Origin of the sequence: Hyphomonas sp. L-53-1-40 (genome assembly GCF_000682775.1) — a bacterium.
In the GTDB taxonomy this organism is placed as follows: Bacteria; Pseudomonadota; Alphaproteobacteria; order Caulobacterales; family Hyphomonadaceae; genus Hyphomonas.
In genome coordinates this window covers 1-17,655 of record NZ_AWFI01000003.1, presented here as the reverse complement: position 1 = coordinate 17,655, position 17,655 = coordinate 1, and the positions used below count along the sequence as shown (strand labels likewise).

Here is a 17,655-nt window from a genome sequence, read left to right as displayed (position 1 = left end):
AATGAAGCCCGGCGCAGAAATGCGCCGGGCTTTTTCGTGTTCGCCTCTTAATCCTTCGACCCCGGCTAGTTCATCCTTCGACTTCGCTCAGGATGAGTCCGTACATGATCAGCGCTCATGCTGAGCGGGGCGGGTTGGCGGAGCGCGACCCACCATTTTGCTTCCCGGACACACCAATTTGTCATCCCGGAAAATCCGAAGGATTTATCCGGGATGACAGGGTGAGAGTGATTTCTCCTGTTTGCCGTATCCCCGGCGCATGCCGGGGTCTCCCGCCGCTACGCCGCAATGCCGACCGCAAGAGACTCCGGCGTGCGCCGGAGATGCGGTGCGGTTGAAACGGGAAGAGGCGTTGTATTCATCAGCCCACGAAGGACAGGCGGATGAAGGCGCCGCGGCCAGCGCCGGGGAGGCGGGTGCCGACCGTGACGTCGCCATAGGCGTTGCGGTTATAGCCGGAGAGATGGTCGCGGGTGACCTGGTCGAGCAGGTTTTCCACGCCCGCCGACAGGCGCACGCCATCTTTTACCTGCCAGTCGCCATACAGGCTGAGCGTGACATAGCCCGGTGTTTCGGCTTCGAGGTTTGTCACCGATACCTTGTCCTGTTCGGCCACGGCGCGGGTCTCGAAAGTGGCGGACCAATCCTGCCCTTCCCAGGTCAGGCCAGCGGTCAGGCTGGGTGGTGCGATGCGATAGAGATCATCGTCAATGTCGCGCCGCTCACCGCGCACATAGGAGAAGACGGCATCGGCGCGCAGCGGGCCGGGCAGGTCCATGCCCGCATCAAGGTCAAAGCCGATGAGGCGCGCGTCGACATTGGTGAAGCGGAGCAGGGCGGCAGAGCTGCCATGCATGCCGGCCATCATCTCTTCCATTGAGTCGGCCACGCCCGGCGTATCATCAAAGGGCGTACCCTGAATGAAATCGTCGATCTGGCGGATATAGACCGTGGGCCGGATATAGGCCGTTTCGGTCACATAGTCGAAGCCGGCCTCGGCAATCAGGGCGACTTCCGGATCAAGTGTCTGGTCGCCGAGATAGACATTGCCATCGGCGAGACCTGCGCTGGAGCCGGACGGCAACCATTGGAACCATTCCAGATAAAAGGGTGCGCGCGATTTCTGAGCCAGCGTCACACGCCATGTCAGATCATCCGTGATCGGACGCCAGAGCCGGGCGGCAATGTCGACCGTGGTGGCGTCCGCACTGCGGTCGGACGCATTGTAGCTAGCGGCCAGCATCTTCTGGCCCATGGTGGCATCTGCCCCGAACGTCGCCGTGCCGCCTTCGCCCTCATAGTCATCGACGCGCAGGCCGAGTTCGGCATTGAATGCGCCGAGCGTGCCGGTCCATTCGGCAAAGGCGCCGTAGCGGTCGATGACGATGTCCGGCAGGGAGTAGACATAGTTATCGAGATTTTCCGGCTCGACCACGGAGACATTGTGGTCTTCCTCGGCCGTGTCCGCGCCGAGTTGGAGGCTGCCGCCGAATGCCGGGAAAGTGGCCGAGATATCTGCTTTGCGGGTGATGGCATAGGCGAGCGCCTCGCGCCGCATCATGGCCGGGCGCAGGTCATATGTGTTCATGCCGTGCGCGGCGTCAGTATAGCTGGCGGATGCCTCGATGAGCACATCGCCGAAGCTCTTTTCATAGCCGGCCTTGACCACGTCGGTGTCCACAAAGCGGATGTCCATGCCGAAGGGCGGGTTGCCGGAAAAGCCGGTATTGTGGCGACGCCAGTCCAGGCTGAACTCGCCCAGATCCGTGCGCAGGCCCGTAGAGAGGCCCTGTATGCTGCGCTGGAATTCAGAGCCGCCAATGGTGCCATCCTTGTATTCGGTGTCGCCACCCTCTTCATACGCGCCGAGCAGATTGGCGCGCCATGTGTCCGTGGACGCGCCGATGATGCCGCCGGTGGAGAGGCTGTCATTCACGGTGCGGCCGCCAATCGTCAGGTCGTAGCCGAGTGTGGCATCGGACGAGTTGGAATAGTTCGTCCGCTTGAAGACGGCGTCCGCGCCTCCCCCAATGCCGGGGCCTTCGGAGACCGAGCTGATGCCGCGATCAATATGGACCGCCGCGACGAGCGGTGTGGGGGCATAGTGCAGCGCCGGATCCATCAGGTTCGGGCCGCCGGAGGCGAAGCTGTGGCCATCGATGCGCAGGTTCAGTCGCGGGCCGAACAGGCCACGATACTGCATCTGGCCGGACATTTCGCCATTGCCGATGCGGGCGGCGCCGGGCGTGCGGGCGATCAGGCGGGTGATGTCCACGCCGGTGAGCGGCGCCGCTTCAGGTGTGAGTGCGGCGTCCGTCGCGGTTGTGGTGCGCTGGCCGGTGACGATGATCACATCCTGCAGGGCAGGATCTGGCGTCTCGGCAGTAGCGAGCAGTGGGCAGGTGGCGAGGGTGAGCAGCGCCGTGCCGCCGGAAAGAATGCGTTTCATGTATAAGTCCTCTTCGCCTGCCGGGAGCCGGTCAGGCGGTGTCTGATTGAATTTTCGGGAAAGTCAGATCAGGCGAGGATGGGCGGCCCGCGCGCAGGCAGGCGGGTGTCGATGGGCCGCTGGGTGAGCGGCAGGACATAGAGGCTGGCACCGAGCCGGGGCAGGCCGAACTCTATGGGAGCCGGCAAGGCGGGCGGCGTGTGTGGCAGGTCAAAGGCTGCGGTTAGCGCATAAGGACAGGTCGAGGTATCAGAGGCATCGGTATCGACGGGGGCGTTCGGATCGAAATTATCGGGCAGCTTTTCCAGCGTGCCAGCCCCGGGATTGAGCCGCATCAGCGAGCCTGCGCCATCGCCGCAGATGCGGATAATGACACTGCCATTCTCGGCTGTGTCGACCATGTAGCCTGTGGGCACCGCGCCGCGCACGCCAAGCCCGGCCACGAGGACCAGAAGCGCAAGAAGGCGGAGATGTCTGAACAGGGCAGGCATGGGGCGGGGCTATAGCGCGTCCTTTCCATGATGCGAACGCGACACTTGCACACGGGGGAGAATGAACCCGCAGCAGGCGCGTCGCCGCCGGCAGGACCGGGGCGCTCGCAGGGCTTGTGCAGGGGGAAGCCGCTCAGCTCGTATCGGAGCCGAGCGCCATCAGGACGAGGAGGTAGAGATCGGACAGGACCGGCACGGCTGGCTCCGTCTTTGCGATTTCAGCATGTTCCGGCGCGGGCGCGGCGGCGAGGGGGCTCAACCGCTTTGCGCCATCCGATGCTTGCCGGGCTATCCAGTGAGCCATGCGCATCGCATACGTGTCGAGGTTGGCAAGGGCATCGGCGAGGGCCTGGGTCCGGAGGAGATAGCGATCTTCGAAACCAGGCCTTGGGCGCGGGGGCTTGGGGGCCGGATTGATGGGGGGAATGTAGGGCCGTGCCGCATCATCCATCAGCGTTACGCGCGGGCATTCAGCCGGGGTGAGCAGACGGCGCGGATCGCGATCCTGTTCCGGTTCGATCAGGCGGAAACGGGGCGCGCGCGGTTCGCGTTCCATCTCGGCAGAGGGGGCGGAGGCGGCCGGGCGCTTCGGGATTGCCGCAGGCGCCGGGGCGGGCGCATCCAGCCGCAGGGCCATGAGATAGATCACGCGGCGCAGCAAGTCTTCCACGAAGGGCAAATCCTGCATGCCGCGCCGGGCCAGCGCGAGGCCGTTGCCCGCAAGCCTTGTCAGCGCGGCCACCATCTTCGCGGCGATCTCCAGCGCGACGGCTTCAAGCCGGTCCGGCTCAGCGGCCGTGGGGATAGGGTCGGGATGCGTTTCCATGCTGTGCAGTATCGCCCAGCCGCGGAGGAGGGGGATGAGATTGGCGAACTATTTCGCAAGCGATTGATTTGATTGAGACGGAGGGTTGGGAGTTCGTCGGATAGGCAATGCTCGCTTGCGCGAAATCCTGATTCGTGATGAAGGAATTGCAGCGATCCGAATGCGGGCCCGGTTTGCCCGCCGGCATATTATCGGGCTGTTCCCGCAGGCCGCGATTGGCTTTCCAGCCCGCCCTTGACTTTTTATCACAATGGGGGGTTGCGAGTTTCCACAAGAAGCGTTAACAACCCGCTCTTGACGGGAGTTCTCTGATATGCATCGGGGACCTCCCGTTTTCCTGTCCTAGACCATAGGCCCCTCTTTTCAGGGGGATAAAGACAGTCTTCTGTCACCTATGCAGACGGGGTGAGGCGTATAAACGGTTCGGATACAAGGGGTTAGCGCCCTGAGTTAAAAAAACCGGGCAGGCCAATCCCTGGGCAGGCGCTGGAAGGCTGCAAGGCCAGAAGGCGATTACCAGGGCGGCCGGATGGTCCGGGCGCCTCAAACTGGAGACCCGCTATGGATAAAGCTGGAAAAACAGTGGCTCTCGAAACCCTCAAAGGGGTTTTCGGCGAGTCCGGTGCTGTCGTCGTGACGCACTATACCGGTCTTACCGTTGCGGAAATGACCAAGTTGCGCGGCATGCTCCGTAAGGATGGCGCACAGCTTAAGGTGGTCAAGAACCGTCTGGCGAAAATCGCTCTAGACGGACAAGGCGGCGATGCTGCCCAGGAGCTGTTCTCAGGTCCTGTGGCGATTGCTTACTCTCCCGATCCGGTGTCGGCGGCGAAAGCCACTGACGAGTTTGCCAGGGAAAACGACAAACTCGTAATCCTCGGCGCGGTGATGGGCGATCAGGTTCTCGATGCCAAAGGCGTCGAAAGCCTCGCGAAACTGCCTTCTCTCGACCAACTTCGTGGCAAGCTTATTGGCCTCCTGCAGGCACCGGCAACGAAAGTTGCAGGCGTCGTTCAGGCTCCGGCTGGCCAGCTCGCTCGCGTGGTGGCGGCCTACGGCTCCAAGGATGCCGCATAAGCTACCCGTTTTCGCACTTTAAAGACTACAAACACCGAACCAAACAGGAATTAGAAAAATGGCAGATCTCGAAAAGATTGTCGAAGACCTCTCCGCTCTTACCGTTCTCGAAGCGGCTGAGCTGGCGAAACTGCTCGAAGACAAGTGGGGCGTTTCCGCCGCTGCTCCGGTTGCTGTTGCAGCCGCTGCTGGTGATGCGGGCGGCGCTGCTGCTGCAGAAGAAAAGGACGAGTTCGACGTGGTTCTGACCTCCGCTGGCGACAAGAAGATCAACGTGATCAAGCTTGTCCGCGAAGTTCAGCCGTCCCTCGGCCTGAAAGAAGCCAAGGAGCTCGTTGAAGCTGCTCCAAAAGCTGTCAAGGAAGGCGCTCCGAAAGCAGAAGCTGAAGAGCTCAAGAAGAAGTTCGAAGAAGCCGGCGCAACAGTCGAGCTCAAGTAAGCTCCGGCGACTTCAAATCCGGGCGGCGTTCGCGCGAGGCGTTGCCCTATCAAGACTTGCGCGGCGGTTTCATTTTGAGGCCGCCGCGAACTCGCGTTCTGGCGATATAGTTGTCAGCCCGGTGGCTGACGACACAAAAAATGGGATCCTGGGATGGCACTCTCCTTCACGGAAAAGAAACGTATCCGCAAATCCTTCGGGCGCATTCCCGAAGCCATCGAAATGCCAAACCTGATCGAGGTTCAGCGCGAAAGCTACGAACACTTCCTCCAGATGCACACCCCCGCCGACAAGCGGACGGATGATGGCCTGGGCGGCGTGTTCAAGTCTGTGTTCCCGATCTCCGACTTTTCCGAGCGCGCGACGCTGGAATATGTCTCTTATGAATTTGAAACGCCGAAATTCGACGTGGAAGAGTGCGTCCAGCGCGACCTGACCTATCAGGCGCCGCTGAAGGTTCGCCTCCAGCTCGTCGTGTTCGATGTCGACGAAGACACCGGCGCCCGCTCGGTCAAGGAAGTCAAAGAGCAGGAATGCTATCTCGGCGACATCCCGTTGATGACTGACAAGGGTACGTTTGTGGTGAACGGCACAGAGCGTGTGATCGTCTCGCAGATGCACCGCTCTCCGGGCGTGTTCTTCGATCATGACAAGGGCAAGACCCACGCCTCCGGCAAGCTGCTGTTCGCGGCCCGCATCATTCCTTACCGTGGTTCGTGGCTCGACTTCGAGTTCGATGCCAAGGACGTGTTGAACATCCGTATCGACCGCAAGCGCAAGCTGCCGGCGACGACGATGCTGTATGCGCTCGGCTATGACACCGAGCAGATCCTCGACCTGTTCTACACCAACTCCATCTATCGCATGGACAAGGCTGGCTGGATCACCGGTTTCCGCGCCGATGCGTGGAAGGGTGTGAAGCCTGAGTACGATCTGGTTGATGCCAAGACCGGCAAATCCGTTGCTGAAGCTGGCAAGAAGATCACCGCTCTGAAGGCCAAGCGGATCGCGGAAGCCAATACAGACGAAATCCTCGTGCCGTCCGACGCTCTGGTTGGCAAGTTCCTGGCGCGTGACGTTGTGAACACCGAAACCGGTGAGATCTTCGGCGAAGCTGGCGACATGTTGGAAGAAGAAATCATCGCGGAAATGCGCGATTACGGCATCAGCACGATCGAAGTGCTCGACATTGATGCGTCCGGCCGTGGCCCTTGGCTGCGCAATACGCTGAAGGCCGACAAGAACGAAACCCGTTTTGAAGCCCTGTCGGACATCTATCGCGTGATGCGCCCAGGTGAGCCGCCAACCCAGGACGCCGCTGACGCCCTGTTCGGCCAGCTCTTCTTCGATCCGGAGCGTTATGATCTCTCGGCTGTTGGCCGCGTGAAAATGAACATGCGCCTGAATGTGGGCGTGCCCGGCTATGAGGCCGCTCCTGACGACATGCGCGTGCTGCGCCATGACGACATCCTTGGCGTGATGAAGGTCATCCTCGACCTGAAGGACGGCAAGGGCGAAGTCGACGACATTGATAACCTCGGCAACCGTCGTGTCCGTTCGGTCGGCGAGCTGATGGAAAACAATTACCGCATCGGCCTCGTGCGCATGGAGCGCGCGATCAAGGAGCGTATGGGCTCTGTCGATATTGATACGGTCATGCCGCATGACCTGATCAATGCGAAACCGGTTGTGGCTTCGGTGCGTGAATTCTTCGGCTCCTCGCAGCTGTCGCAGTTCATGGACCAGACTAACCCGTTGTCGGAAATCACCCACAAGCGCCGCCTGTCAGCGCTTGGCCCAGGTGGTCTGACCCGCGAACGTGCCGGCTTTGAAGTGCGCGACGTGCACCCGACCCATTATGGCCGGATCTGTCCGATTGAAACGCCGGAAGGCCCGAACATCGGCCTGATCAACTCACTGGCCACTCATGCCCGCGTCAACAAGTACGGCTTCATCGAGAGCCCGTACCGCAAGGTCGTGAACGGCAAGCAAACTGATGAAGTGGTCTACCTGTCGGCCATGGAAGAGAGCATCTATTCCATCGCGCAGGCCAATGCGACCGTGGACGAGAAGGGCATGCTGGCGAATGAATTCGTCAACGCCCGTGTGGCTGGCGAAGCGACCATGGTATCGCGCGACGACATCCAGTTCATGGACGTCTCGCCGAAACAGGTTGTCTCGGTGGCTGCCTCGCTGATCCCGTACCTCGAAAACGATGACGCCAACCGCGCGCTCATGGGATCGAACATGCAACGTCAGGCTGTGCCGCTGGTTCAGTCCGAAGCGCCATTCGTCGGCACCGGCATGGAAGCCGTTGTGGCCCGCGACAGCCGCGCGGCCATCACGGCCCGCCGCTCCGGTGTGGTCGAGCAGGTCGACGCAATGCGGATCGTGGTTCGCGCCACCGAAGATCTCGAAGGCTCCAAGTCGGGCGTTGATATCTATCGTCTCGCGAAGTTCCGCCGGTCGAACCAGAACTCCTGTATCAACCAGCGTCCGATCGTGCGCGTGGGCGACGTCGTTTCCAAGAGCGACATCATTGCTGACGGTCCGTCGACGGATCTGGGTGACCTGGCGCTCGGTCGCAACGTGCTCGTCGCGTTCATGCCGTGGAATGGCTACAACTTCGAAGACTCCATCCTGATCTCCGAGCGGATCGTGAAAGACGACGTCTTCACCTCGATCCATATCGAGGAATTCGAAGTCGCTGCCCGTGACACCAAGCTGGGCCCTGAAGAAATCACCCGCGACATTCCGAATGTCGGCGAGGAAGCGCTCCGTAACCTCGACGAAGCCGGCATCGTGGCCGTGGGCGCCGAAGTCAAAGCTGGCGACATTCTCGTCGGCAAGGTGACGCCGAAGGGCGAAAGCCCGATGACGCCAGAAGAGAAACTCCTCCGCGCCATCTTCGGTGAGAAGGCGTCTGATGTGCGGGATACATCCCTGCGCGTGCCTCCGGGCGACGCCGGTACGGTCGTGGATGTTCGCATCTTCAACCGTCATGGCATCGACAAGGACCAGCGTGCCCTCCAGATCGAGCGTGAGCAGATCGAGAAGCTGCAGGAAGACAAAGAAGACGAACAGGCCATCCTGGAACGCAACACCTATAACCGTCTGCGCGACCTGCTGACGGGCAAGGAAGCAGCGGCCGGACCAAAAGGCTTCACACCGGGCAAGATCAGCGCAGCCGCACTGGACGAGCTGAGCGAGACCCAGATGTGGGACATCGCCCTGAAGTCCGAGAAGGCCCAGGCCGACCTTGACGCCCTCCGCGATCAGTTCGATGGCGCGATCGGCGAGCTGGAAGCCCGTTTCAACGACAAGGTTGAGAAGGTCCAGCGCGGCGATGACTTGCCACCGGGCGTGATGAAGGTCGTCAAAGTGTTCCTGGCCGTGAAGCGCAAGCTGCAGCCGGGCGACAAGATGGCTGGCCGTCACGGCAACAAGGGGGTTATCTCCAAGATCAACCCGCAGGAAGACATGCCGTTCCTGGAAGATGGTACGCCAGTCGATATCGTTCTGAACCCGCTGGGCGTTCCATCGCGGATGAACGTCGGTCAGATCCTCGAGACCCACACAGGCTGGGCCTGCCGTGGTCTTGGCCGGATCATCCAGAACGCACTCGACGAGTTCCACCAGAACAATGATGTCGAAGGCCTGAAGAAAGCCCTGAAAACCGCCTATGGCGAAGAGCAGGAGCTGCCGGCAGAAGATAGCGAGATCATAGAGCTCGCCGGAAACCTTCGCAACGGTGTGCCGATGGCCACGCCAGTGTTCGATGGTGCTCGCGAAAGCGACATCAACGCGATGCTGGAACGGGCGGGTCTCGACTCGTCTGGTCAGGTCAAGATGTTCGATGGCCGGACCGGTGTTCAGTTCTCGCGTCCTGTCACCGTGGGCTACAAGTATCTTCTCAAACTGCACCACCTGGTGGACGAGAAGATCCACGCCCGTTCGACCGGACCTTACTCGCTTGTTACGCAGCAGCCTCTGGGCGGCAAGGCCCAGTTCGGCGGCCAGCGCTTCGGGGAGATGGAAGTCTGGGCACTCGAAGCCTATGGCGCCGCTTACACGCTGCAGGAAATGCTGACCGTGAAGTCCGATGACACGGCCGGTCGTGCGAAGGTCTATGAGGCCATCGTTCGCGGTGATGACACGTTCGAGGCCGGTATCCCGGAATCCTTCAACGTGCTCGTCAAGGAAATGCGGTCGCTCGGCCTGAATGTCGAATTGATCGAAGAAGGTGGGGGCAACGACGATGCCGATACCCCCGTCGCCGCCGAGTAGAGCTGCCGGCGGGGCGACCCGGACGAAACTGAGATTTCATAGGGCAGGGGCCCGCCAGCCCCGAAACAACCGCCCACCCAAGGAGCAGACACCCATGCGCCAGGACGTCGCCAGCATTTTCAACCCGAATACCCCGTCGCCAACTTTTGAGGCGATCCGTATCTCTATCGCCAGCCCGGAAAAGATCCGGTCCTGGTCGTCAGGTGAGATCAAGAAGCCTGAAACCATCAACTACCGGACCTTCAAGCCGGAGCGGGACGGCCTGTTCTGTGCCCGTATCTTCGGCCCAACGAAGGACTATGAGTGCCTTTGCGGCAAGTATAAGCGCATCAAGTATCGCGGCATCACCTGTGAGAAGTGCGGCGTTGAAGTGACGCTGGCGCGCGTGCGCCGCGAGCGGATGGGCCATATCGATCTGGCTGCGCCGGTTGCGCACATCTGGTTCCTGAAGTCGCTGCCGTCCCGCATCTCCGCGCTGCTCGACATGGCGCTGAAAGATGTGGAGCGCGTGCTCTACTTCGAAAGCTATATCGTCATCGAGCCGGGCCTGACCGAGCTGGAGCCGCGTCAGCTGCTCACCGAAGAAGAATACATGGACAAGCAGGACGAGCTTGGCGAGGACGCGTTCACCGCCATGATCGGTGCCGAAGCCATCCGCGAATTGCTGCAGGCACTGGACCTGCCGGTTCTGGCAGAGACGCTTCGCGAAGAGCTGGCTGAGTCCACGTCCGAACTGAAAACCAAGAAACTGTCCAAGCGGCTGAAAGTCGTCGATGCCTTCCTGACATCGCGCGCCAAGCCGGAATGGATGATCCTGCACGTGATCCCGGTCATTCCACCGGATCTGCGCCCGCTGGTCCCGCTGGATGGCGGCCGCTTTGCGACCTCCGACCTCAATGACCTCTATCGCCGTGTGATCAACCGGAACAACCGCCTGAAGCGCCTGATGGAACTTCGCGCGCCGGACATCATCATCCGGAACGAAAAGCGGATGTTGCAGGAATCCGTTGACGCCCTGTTCGACAATGGCCGTCGCGGCCGCACGATCACGGGTACCAACAAGCGCCCGCTGAAGTCGCTGTCCGACATGCTGAAAGGCAAGCAGGGCCGCTTCCGTCAGAACCTGCTCGGCAAGCGCGTCGACTATTCCGGCCGTTCGGTTATCGTGGTTGGCCCAAGCCTGAAGCTGCACGAGTGTGGCCTGCCGAAGAAGATGGCGCTGGAACTGTTCAAGCCGTTCATCTATGCGCGTCTCGACGCCAAGGGCCTCGCTGGCACCGTCAAGGCGGCCAAGAAGCTGGTTGAAAAGGAAAAGCCGGAAGTCTGGGATATCCTGGACGAGGTCATCCGTGAGCACCCGGTTCTGCTGAACCGCGCGCCTACGCTGCACCGTCTCGGCATTCAGGCGTTTGAGCCGAAACTGATCGAGGGCAAGGCCATCCAGCTTCACCCGCTGGTCTGTGCCGCGTTCAACGCTGACTTCGATGGTGACCAGATGGCCGTGCACGTGCCGCTGAGCCTTGAGGCCCAGCTGGAAGCCCGCGTCCTGATGATGTCGACCAACAACATCCTGTCGCCTGCCAACGGCAAGCCGATCATTGTTCCGTCCCAGGATATCGTCCTCGGCCTCTACTACCTGTCGCTGGACCGCGATGGCGAAGTGGGTGAAGGCATGATGTTCACCGACGTGGCAGAGATCGAACAGGCCATCGATAACGGCCACATCAGCCTGCACTCCAAGATCAAGGCCATGTATGAAGGCGTTGATGATGAGGGCAATCCATGGCGCCGTGTGATCGACACGACCGCGGGTCGCTTCATGATCGCCAACATCCTGCCGCGCTTCAAAGGCATCCAGCCTGACCTCGTCAACACGACGATGACCAAGAAGACGATCTCCAAGATCATCGACGAGGTCTATCGCCTGTGTGGCCAGAAGGCGACGGTGATCTTCTGTGACAAGATGATGGAGCTGGGCTTCCGCGAAGCCTGCAAGGCCGGCATCTCGTTCGGCAAGGATGACATGGTCATCCCGGCCGCCAAGCAGAAACTGGTCGACGCCACGAAGGAGCAGGTCTCCGAGTACGAACGCCAGTATGCTGATGGTCTCATCACGCGTGGTGAGAAGTACAACAAGGTGGTCGACGCCTGGTCGACCTGTACCGACAAAGTGGCAGACGCCATGATGGATTCGGCCGCTGAGGCACAGGCTGCGAAGGGCGACCGGAAGGCTCAGGTCAACTCGATCTACATGATGGCCGACTCCGGTGCACGTGGTTCGAAGAACCAGATGAAACAGCTGGCCGGTATGCGCGGCCTGATGGCCAAGCCATCGGGTGAAATCATCGAGACGCCGATCATCTCGAACTTCAAGGAAGGCCTGACCGTCCTTGAATACTTCAACTCGACGCACGGTGCCCGTAAGGGTCTGGCCGATACGGCTCTAAAAACGGCGAACTCAGGTTACCTGACCCGCCGTCTCGTTGACGTGGCCCAGGACTGCATCATCAACGAAGATGATTGCGGTACGGAAAACGGCATCGACATCTCTGCTGTTCTGGAAGGCGCCGACGTGGTCGTCTCCCTGGCAGAGCGCATCCTGGGCCGTGTCACGGCAATTGATGTGAAGAATGTCGACGGTGAACTGGTCGTTCCGGCCAACACCTATATCGACGAAGACCTGGCCGACACGATCGAGAAAGCTGGCGTCGACATGATCAAGGCCCGTTCGGCCCTGACCTGCGAAGCCAAGAACGGCATTTGTGTCCAGTGCTATGGTCGTGACCTTGCACGCGGCACCGTGGTCAACCGCGGCGAAGCCGTTGGTGTCATCGCGGCCCAGTCCATCGGTGAGCCGGGTACCCAGCTGACCATGCGGACGTTCCACATTGGTGGTGCGGCCCAAGTGGCAGACCAGTCCTCGGTGGAATCGAGCTTTGAAGGCACGATCCGCTTCAAGGATGCCGAGATCGTTGCCCGCAAGGACAAGTCGCTGATTGTGGTCGGTCGCCGCATGCAGGTCGAACTGGTGGACGGCGATGGCCGCACCCGTCAGTCTTTCCGCCCGGCATATGGTACGCGCCTGATGGTCACCGATGGCCAGAAAGTGCCTGCCGGTACGCTGATGGCTGACTGGGATCCGTTTGCCCAGCCGATCGTTTCGGAAGTCACAGGCCAGATCAAACTGGTCGACGTGATCGACGGCGTGTCCGTCCGTGAAGAAACCGATGAAGCGACGGGCATCTCCTCGCGCGTCATCATTGACTGGCGTTCGGCTATCAAGTCGGCAGACATCAAGCCTTCGGTTCAGATCATCGGCAAGGATGGCGAACCGGTGAAGCTGCCAAACGGTTCCGATGCGGTCTACCTGCTGTCCGTGGGCGCGATCCTGTCGGTTGCCGACGGTGACACGATCTCTGCCGGTGACACGATTGCACGTGTCACGACCGGTGGTGCGAAGACGAAGGACATCACCGGTGGTCTGCCGCGTGTGGCCGAATTGTTCGAAGCGCGTCGTCCGAAGGACCACGCCATCATCGCGGAAGTGGACGGCAAGGTCGTCTATGGTCGCGACTACAAGAACAAGCGTCGCGTCTCGATCGTTCCGCTGGAGGAAGATCGCGAGCAGATCGATTACCTGGTGCCGAAAGGCAAGCACCTTGCCGTTCAGGACGGGGACTTCATCAAGCGCGGTGAATACCTGATGGACGGTAACCCGGCCCCGCAGGACATCCTGCTGACGCTGGGTGTTGAGGCGCTCGCCAATTACCTGATCGACGAAGTGCAGAAGGTCTATCGCCTGCAGGGCGTGCCGATCAACGACAAGCACATCGAAGTGATCGTGCGTCAGATGCTGCAGAAGGTCGAGATCACTGATCCGGGCTCCACAGCACTGATCAAGGGCGAGCATGTCGACGTGATCGAGTTCGAACAGGCCAATGAAGCGGTGCGCAAGTCCCGCAAGAAGGACCAGGTCGAGGCGAAAGCCAACCCGCTCCTGCTTGGTATCACCAAGGCCTCCCTGCAGACCCGCAGCTTCCTGTCGGCAGCTTCGTTCCAGGAGACGACCCGCGTCCTCACCGAGGCGGCCCTCATGGGCAAGATCGACACGCTGGAAGGTCTCAAGGAGAACATCATCGTGGGCAGCCTGATCCCAGCGGGTACGGGCGGTGGTATCCGCCAGTTCCGCCGCGTTGCAGGCGATCGCGACCAGAAGCTTCGTGCCAAGCGTGCTGCTGCGGCGGCCAAGGAGCAGGAAGCGCTGGAGACGACGGCCGCGCTGCCGGCACCAGAGCCGGAAACGTCCGCCGAATAGGCGCGACTCACCCAGCTTGTACCATTCGGGAAAGCCTGCCAGTCTTGGCAGGCTTTCCTGCGTTCCGGGCCGAGGTCCGAACCAGACAGAAAGCCTGAACGGGGAATGCCATGCGCAGCCTGCATTTTGATCGCAAGGATTTGATGGGCGCCGCCTGCGCGGCGCTGGCAATCGGGCTGATCAGTTTCCTGGCACTGGATGGTTGGGCCCGGGCGGACTGTCGTGAGCTGCTCAGATTCGGTGATTTTGCCTCTGCGGAAGGCGATGTGACAGACCCTGAACTGGCCGCATTGGAAGCCCGGTTGCGGGCCGGGCAGGGGAGCATCGAAGAGGCTGCATGCGTCCAGCAGATCGGATTGCCGTTTTAGGCAGACCGTGACGGGACCGAAACAGCTGTAGCCAGACAGCACGCCGCCCTTGACGCCAGCCCCTGAGAGGCTTAAACGCCACCAATCGTCAGAGAGGTAGAAGGCTTGAAAAGGCTGACTGCCGCACCGGAACAGGCGGTTTCGGTCAATCTGGCCCCCAAGTTTTCGTCCGTCCCGGAAGCCATTCTCGGCATTCGGGGCATCATTCGTTACCGGCCCATCGGGCCACTGAGATCAAAAGAGACAGAAGGCCCGAATGCCAACGATTCAACAGCTTATTCGCAAACCGCGTCAGCCAAAGCCGACGCGTACCAAGACACCGGCCCTCAAGGCTTGCCCACAGCGTCGCGGCGTTTGTACGCGCGTCTACACAACCACGCCAAAGAAGCCGAACTCCGCGCTTCGTAAAGTGGCCAAGGTGCGCCTGACGTCCGGCTTCGAATCGCTGTGCTACATTCCGGGCGAAGGCCACAACCTGCAGGAGCACTCTGTTGTGCTGATCCGCGGCGGCCGCGTGAAAGACCTTCCGGGCGTGCGCTATCACATCGTGCGTGGTGCCCTGGATACCCAACCCGTCAAAGACCGTAAGCAACGTCGTTCGCACTATGGTGCGAAGAAGCCTAAATAAGGAAGCCGAAGCATGTCTCGTCGTCACTCTGCTGAGAAGCGCCAAGTCCTTCCTGATCCGAAGTTCAAGGACATCATTGTCTCGAAGTTCATGAACCAGATCATGCGCGACGGTAAGAAGTCCGTTGCCGAACGTATCGTCTATGGTGCGTTCGACCTGGTCGAAGGCCGCGCCAAGAAGAACCCGGTTGAAGTTTTCCATGAAGCCCTGGAAGCTGTTGCTCCGTCCGTCGAAGTGCGTTCGCGCCGCGTCGGTGGTGCCACCTACCAGGTTCCGGTTGAAGTCCGCACCGAGCGCCGTCAGGCTCTCGCCATTCGCTGGTTGGCCGCTGCTGCCGCTGGCCGCAATGAGAACACCATGCGTGAGCGCCTTGCTGGCGAACTGATGGATGCCTCTCAGGGCCGCGGCAATGCCGTGAAGAAGCGGGAAGACACCCACCGCATGGCAGACGCCAACAAGGCGTTTTCACACTACCGCTGGTAATCAGCACTGGAACTGCGGAGCGATTGCGGGTAACGCGCCCGAAAATCGCTCCGAACTTCCTCCCGGAAACCAGACACGAAGGTATATCTCATGGCCCGCGAATATACGCTGGATCGTTATCGTAACTTCGGCATCATGGCTCACATCGATGCTGGTAAAACGACCACGACTGAACGCATCCTCTATTACACCGGCAAATCTCACAAGATCGGTGAAGTCCACGATGGCGCTGCCACGATGGACTGGATGGAGCAGGAGCAGGAGCGTGGCATCACGATCACGTCGGCTGCGACCACGACGTTCTGGTTCCGCACCGAGGACGGCGTAAACCCAACCGGCATTTATGGCGACACGGCTGACGAAGCCAAGTTCCGCTTCAACATCATCGATACGCCCGGACACGTTGACTTCACGATCGAAGTTGAACGCTCCCTGGCCGTGCTCGACGGCGCAGTTTGCGTGCTCGACGCAAACGCCGGTGTTGAGCCGCAGACCGAAACGGTCTGGCGTCAGGCTGACCGCTACAAGGTTCCGCGGATCGTGTTCGTCAACAAGATGGACAAGATCGGCGCAGACTTCTTCAACTGTGTTCACATGATCAAGGATCGCACTGGTGCGATCCCGGCTCCGATCCAGCTGCCAATCGGCGCTGAGACCGAGCTGGAAGGCCATGTCGACCTGGTCACCATGAAGGAATGGGTCTGGGAAGGTGAAGACCTCGGCGCAAGCTGGGTCGTGCGCGAAATTCGCGACAGCCTGAAGGAAAAAGCCGAACAGATGCGCGCTGAGCTCATCGAGATCGCCGTCGAAATGGACGACGCGGCCATGGAAGCCTATCTGGAAGGCAACGAGCCTGACGAAGCCACCCTGCGGTCGCTGATCCGCAAGGGCACGCTGTCCATGTCGTTCGTGCCGGTCATGGCGGGTTCCGCGTTCAAGAACAAAGGCGTGCAGCCGATGCTGAACGCTGTCATCGACTATCTGCCGGGCCCGCTCGACGTGCCAGCCTATATGGGCTTTGCCCCGGGCGACGAAGACGAAGTCCGCAATATCGAGCGCCGCGCAGATGATTCGCAGCCATTCTCGGGTCTTGCCTTCAAGATCATGAACGACCCTTACATGGGCACGCTGACCTTCACGCGTATCTATTCCGGTACGCTGTCCAAGGGCGACAGCTTCATGAACTCGACCAAGGGCAAGAAAGAGCGCGTCGGCCGTATGGTCATGATGCACTCCAACAAGCAGGACGAGATCACCGAAGCCTATGCTGGTGACATTGTTGCGCTTGCCGGCCTGAAGGAAACGACCACGGGTGACACGGTGTGTGATCCTAACAAGCCAGTCGTTCTGGAAACCATGACCTTCCCGGATCCGGTGATCGAGATTGCGGTTGAGCCGAAAACCAAGGCTGACCAGGAAAAGATGTCGGTTGGCCTGCAGCGCCTTGCTGCAGAAGATCCGTCCTTCCGTGTCGAGACCGATTTCGAATCCGGCCAGACGATCATGAAAGGCATGGGCGAGCTTCACCTCGACATCCTGATCGACCGTCTGAAGCGCGAATTCAAGGTTGAAGCCAATATCGGTCAGCCACAGGTGGCTTACCGTGAGAAGATCGGCCGCGCTGCCCAGATCGACTACACGCACAAGAAACAGTCCGGCGGTACCGGTCAGTTCGCGCGCGTCAAGCTGGACTTTGAACCGCTGGAATCGGGTTCGGGCTTCATCTTCGAAAGCAAGATTGTCGGTGGTGCTGTTCCGAAGGAATACATTCCGGGCGTCGAAAAAGGCCTGGAAAGTGCCAAGGAAAACGGCCTGCTGGCTGGCTATCCGGTGACGGATTTCAAAGCCACGCTGACAGATGGCGCGTTCCACGATGTCGACTCCTCGGTCCTCGCATTCGAGATCGCAGCCCGCGCTGCGTTCCGCGAACTGAAGGGGCAGGGTGATCCGCGCCTGATGGAACCGGTCATGGCAGTGGAAGTTGTCACTCCGGAAGACTATATGGGCGATGTGATCGGCGACCTGAACTCTCGCCGTGGCCAGATCCAGGGTTCCGAGCCGCGCGGCAACGCCGTTGTGGTCAAGGCCTTTGTCCCTCTGGTCAACATGTTCGGTTATGTGTCCGACCTTCGCGGCATGTCGCAGGGCCGCGCCCAGTTCACGATGCTCTTCAATCACTATGATGAAGTGCCGCGTGCTGAAGCGCAGAAGATCATCTCGGACGTCGCTGGTTCGTAAACAATTGAGGCCGGTTCCCGGCTCGGTATTTGAATAAAGGAGAGGCCCGATGGG

The 17,655-nt window shown here is 60.5% G+C and carries 11 protein-coding genes; 8 read left to right on the top strand and 3 right to left on the bottom strand.

What is annotated here, in order from left to right; translation table 11 throughout:
* Window positions 1-361 precede the first annotated feature (361 nt).
* The 3 genes from L53_RS04590 to L53_RS04580 all read right to left on the bottom strand — a co-directional run bounded on the left by L53_RS04590 (window position 362) and on the right by L53_RS04580 (window position 3,766).
* Window positions 362-2,449 (bottom strand): TonB-dependent siderophore receptor, encoded by a 2,088-nt coding sequence (locus tag L53_RS04590; RefSeq protein WP_034812540.1) that lies wholly within the window; start codon window positions 2,447-2,449, stop codon window positions 362-364.
* A gap of 68 nt (window positions 2,450-2,517) precedes the next feature.
* Window positions 2,518-2,940 carry a hypothetical protein gene (locus L53_RS04585; protein WP_034812538.1) on the bottom strand — a complete coding sequence of 141 codons (423 nt, stop codon included), beginning with the start codon at window positions 2,938-2,940 and terminating at the stop codon, window positions 2,518-2,520.
* Between the two features lie 133 nt (window positions 2,941-3,073).
* Window positions 3,074-3,766 (bottom strand): hypothetical protein, encoded by a 693-nt coding sequence (locus tag L53_RS04580; RefSeq protein ID WP_034812536.1) that lies wholly within the window; start codon window positions 3,764-3,766, stop codon window positions 3,074-3,076.
* Between the two features lie 561 nt (window positions 3,767-4,327).
* On the opposite strand from L53_RS04580, the gene rplJ reads away from it, so the two are divergent.
* From rplJ to fusA, 8 genes are all read left to right on the top strand, one after another.
* Window positions 4,328-4,843, top strand: a complete 516-nt coding sequence (rplJ, locus tag L53_RS04575; RefSeq protein ID WP_034812533.1) for a 50S ribosomal protein L10 — start codon at window positions 4,328-4,330, stop codon at window positions 4,841-4,843.
* 58 nt (window positions 4,844-4,901) lie between these two features.
* A complete protein-coding gene (gene rplL / locus L53_RS04570) occupies window positions 4,902-5,282 on the top strand; it encodes a 50S ribosomal protein L7/L12 (protein WP_034812531.1) in 381 nt (126 codons plus the stop codon).
* A 153-nt stretch (window positions 5,283-5,435) separates the two neighbouring features.
* Complete coding sequence (rpoB, locus tag L53_RS04565) at window positions 5,436-9,569, top strand: DNA-directed RNA polymerase subunit beta (protein ID WP_034812529.1); 4,134 nt, start codon at window positions 5,436-5,438, stop codon at window positions 9,567-9,569.
* A gap of 94 nt (window positions 9,570-9,663) precedes the next feature.
* Window positions 9,664-13,884 carry a DNA-directed RNA polymerase subunit beta' gene (gene rpoC, locus L53_RS04560; protein ID WP_034812527.1) on the top strand — a complete coding sequence of 1,407 codons (4,221 nt, stop codon included), beginning with the start codon at window positions 9,664-9,666 and terminating at the stop codon, window positions 13,882-13,884.
* A gap of 110 nt (window positions 13,885-13,994) precedes the next feature.
* The gene (locus L53_RS04555) at window positions 13,995-14,252 is read left to right on the top strand and encodes a hypothetical protein (RefSeq protein ID WP_034812526.1); all 258 of its coding nucleotides are present in this window, start codon (window positions 13,995-13,997) and stop codon (window positions 14,250-14,252) included.
* A 256-nt stretch (window positions 14,253-14,508) separates the two neighbouring features.
* The gene (gene rpsL / locus L53_RS04550; RefSeq protein ID WP_027837380.1) at window positions 14,509-14,880 is read left to right on the top strand and encodes a 30S ribosomal protein S12; all 372 of its coding nucleotides are present in this window, start codon (window positions 14,509-14,511) and stop codon (window positions 14,878-14,880) included.
* Between the two features lie 12 nt (window positions 14,881-14,892).
* Window positions 14,893-15,363, top strand: coding sequence for a 30S ribosomal protein S7 (gene rpsG / locus L53_RS04545; protein ID WP_034812523.1), 471 nt, complete (start codon window positions 14,893-14,895; stop codon window positions 15,361-15,363).
* Between the two features lie 90 nt (window positions 15,364-15,453).
* Window positions 15,454-17,601, top strand: a complete 2,148-nt coding sequence (gene fusA / locus L53_RS04540; protein ID WP_034812521.1) for an elongation factor G — start codon at window positions 15,454-15,456, stop codon at window positions 17,599-17,601.
* Window positions 17,602-17,655 lie beyond the last annotated feature (54 nt).

Excerpts from the sequence above, each read along its gene's own strand:
- rpoC (WP_034812527.1), top strand. The coding sequence starts at position 9,664 with ATGCGCCAGGACGTCGCCAGCATTTTCAACCCGAATACCCCGTCGCCA.
- L53_RS04585 (WP_034812538.1), bottom strand. The coding sequence starts at position 2,940 with ATGCCTGCCCTGTTCAGACATCTCCGCCTTCTTGCGCTTCTGGTCCTC.
- fusA (WP_034812521.1), top strand. The coding sequence starts at position 15,454 with ATGGCCCGCGAATATACGCTGGATCGTTATCGTAACTTCGGCATCATG.
- rpoB (WP_034812529.1), top strand. The coding sequence starts at position 5,436 with ATGGCACTCTCCTTCACGGAAAAGAAACGTATCCGCAAATCCTTCGGG.
- L53_RS04555 (WP_034812526.1), top strand. The coding sequence starts at position 13,995 with ATGCGCAGCCTGCATTTTGATCGCAAGGATTTGATGGGCGCCGCCTGC.
- L53_RS04590 (WP_034812540.1), bottom strand. The coding sequence starts at position 2,449 with ATGAAACGCATTCTTTCCGGCGGCACGGCGCTGCTCACCCTCGCCACC.
- rpsL (WP_027837380.1), top strand. The coding sequence starts at position 14,509 with ATGCCAACGATTCAACAGCTTATTCGCAAACCGCGTCAGCCAAAGCCG.
- rplL (WP_034812531.1), top strand. The coding sequence starts at position 4,902 with ATGGCAGATCTCGAAAAGATTGTCGAAGACCTCTCCGCTCTTACCGTT.
- L53_RS04580 (WP_034812536.1), bottom strand. The coding sequence starts at position 3,766 with ATGGAAACGCATCCCGACCCTATCCCCACGGCCGCTGAGCCGGACCGG.
- rplJ (WP_034812533.1), top strand. The coding sequence starts at position 4,328 with ATGGATAAAGCTGGAAAAACAGTGGCTCTCGAAACCCTCAAAGGGGTT.
- rpsG (WP_034812523.1), top strand. The coding sequence starts at position 14,893 with ATGTCTCGTCGTCACTCTGCTGAGAAGCGCCAAGTCCTTCCTGATCCG.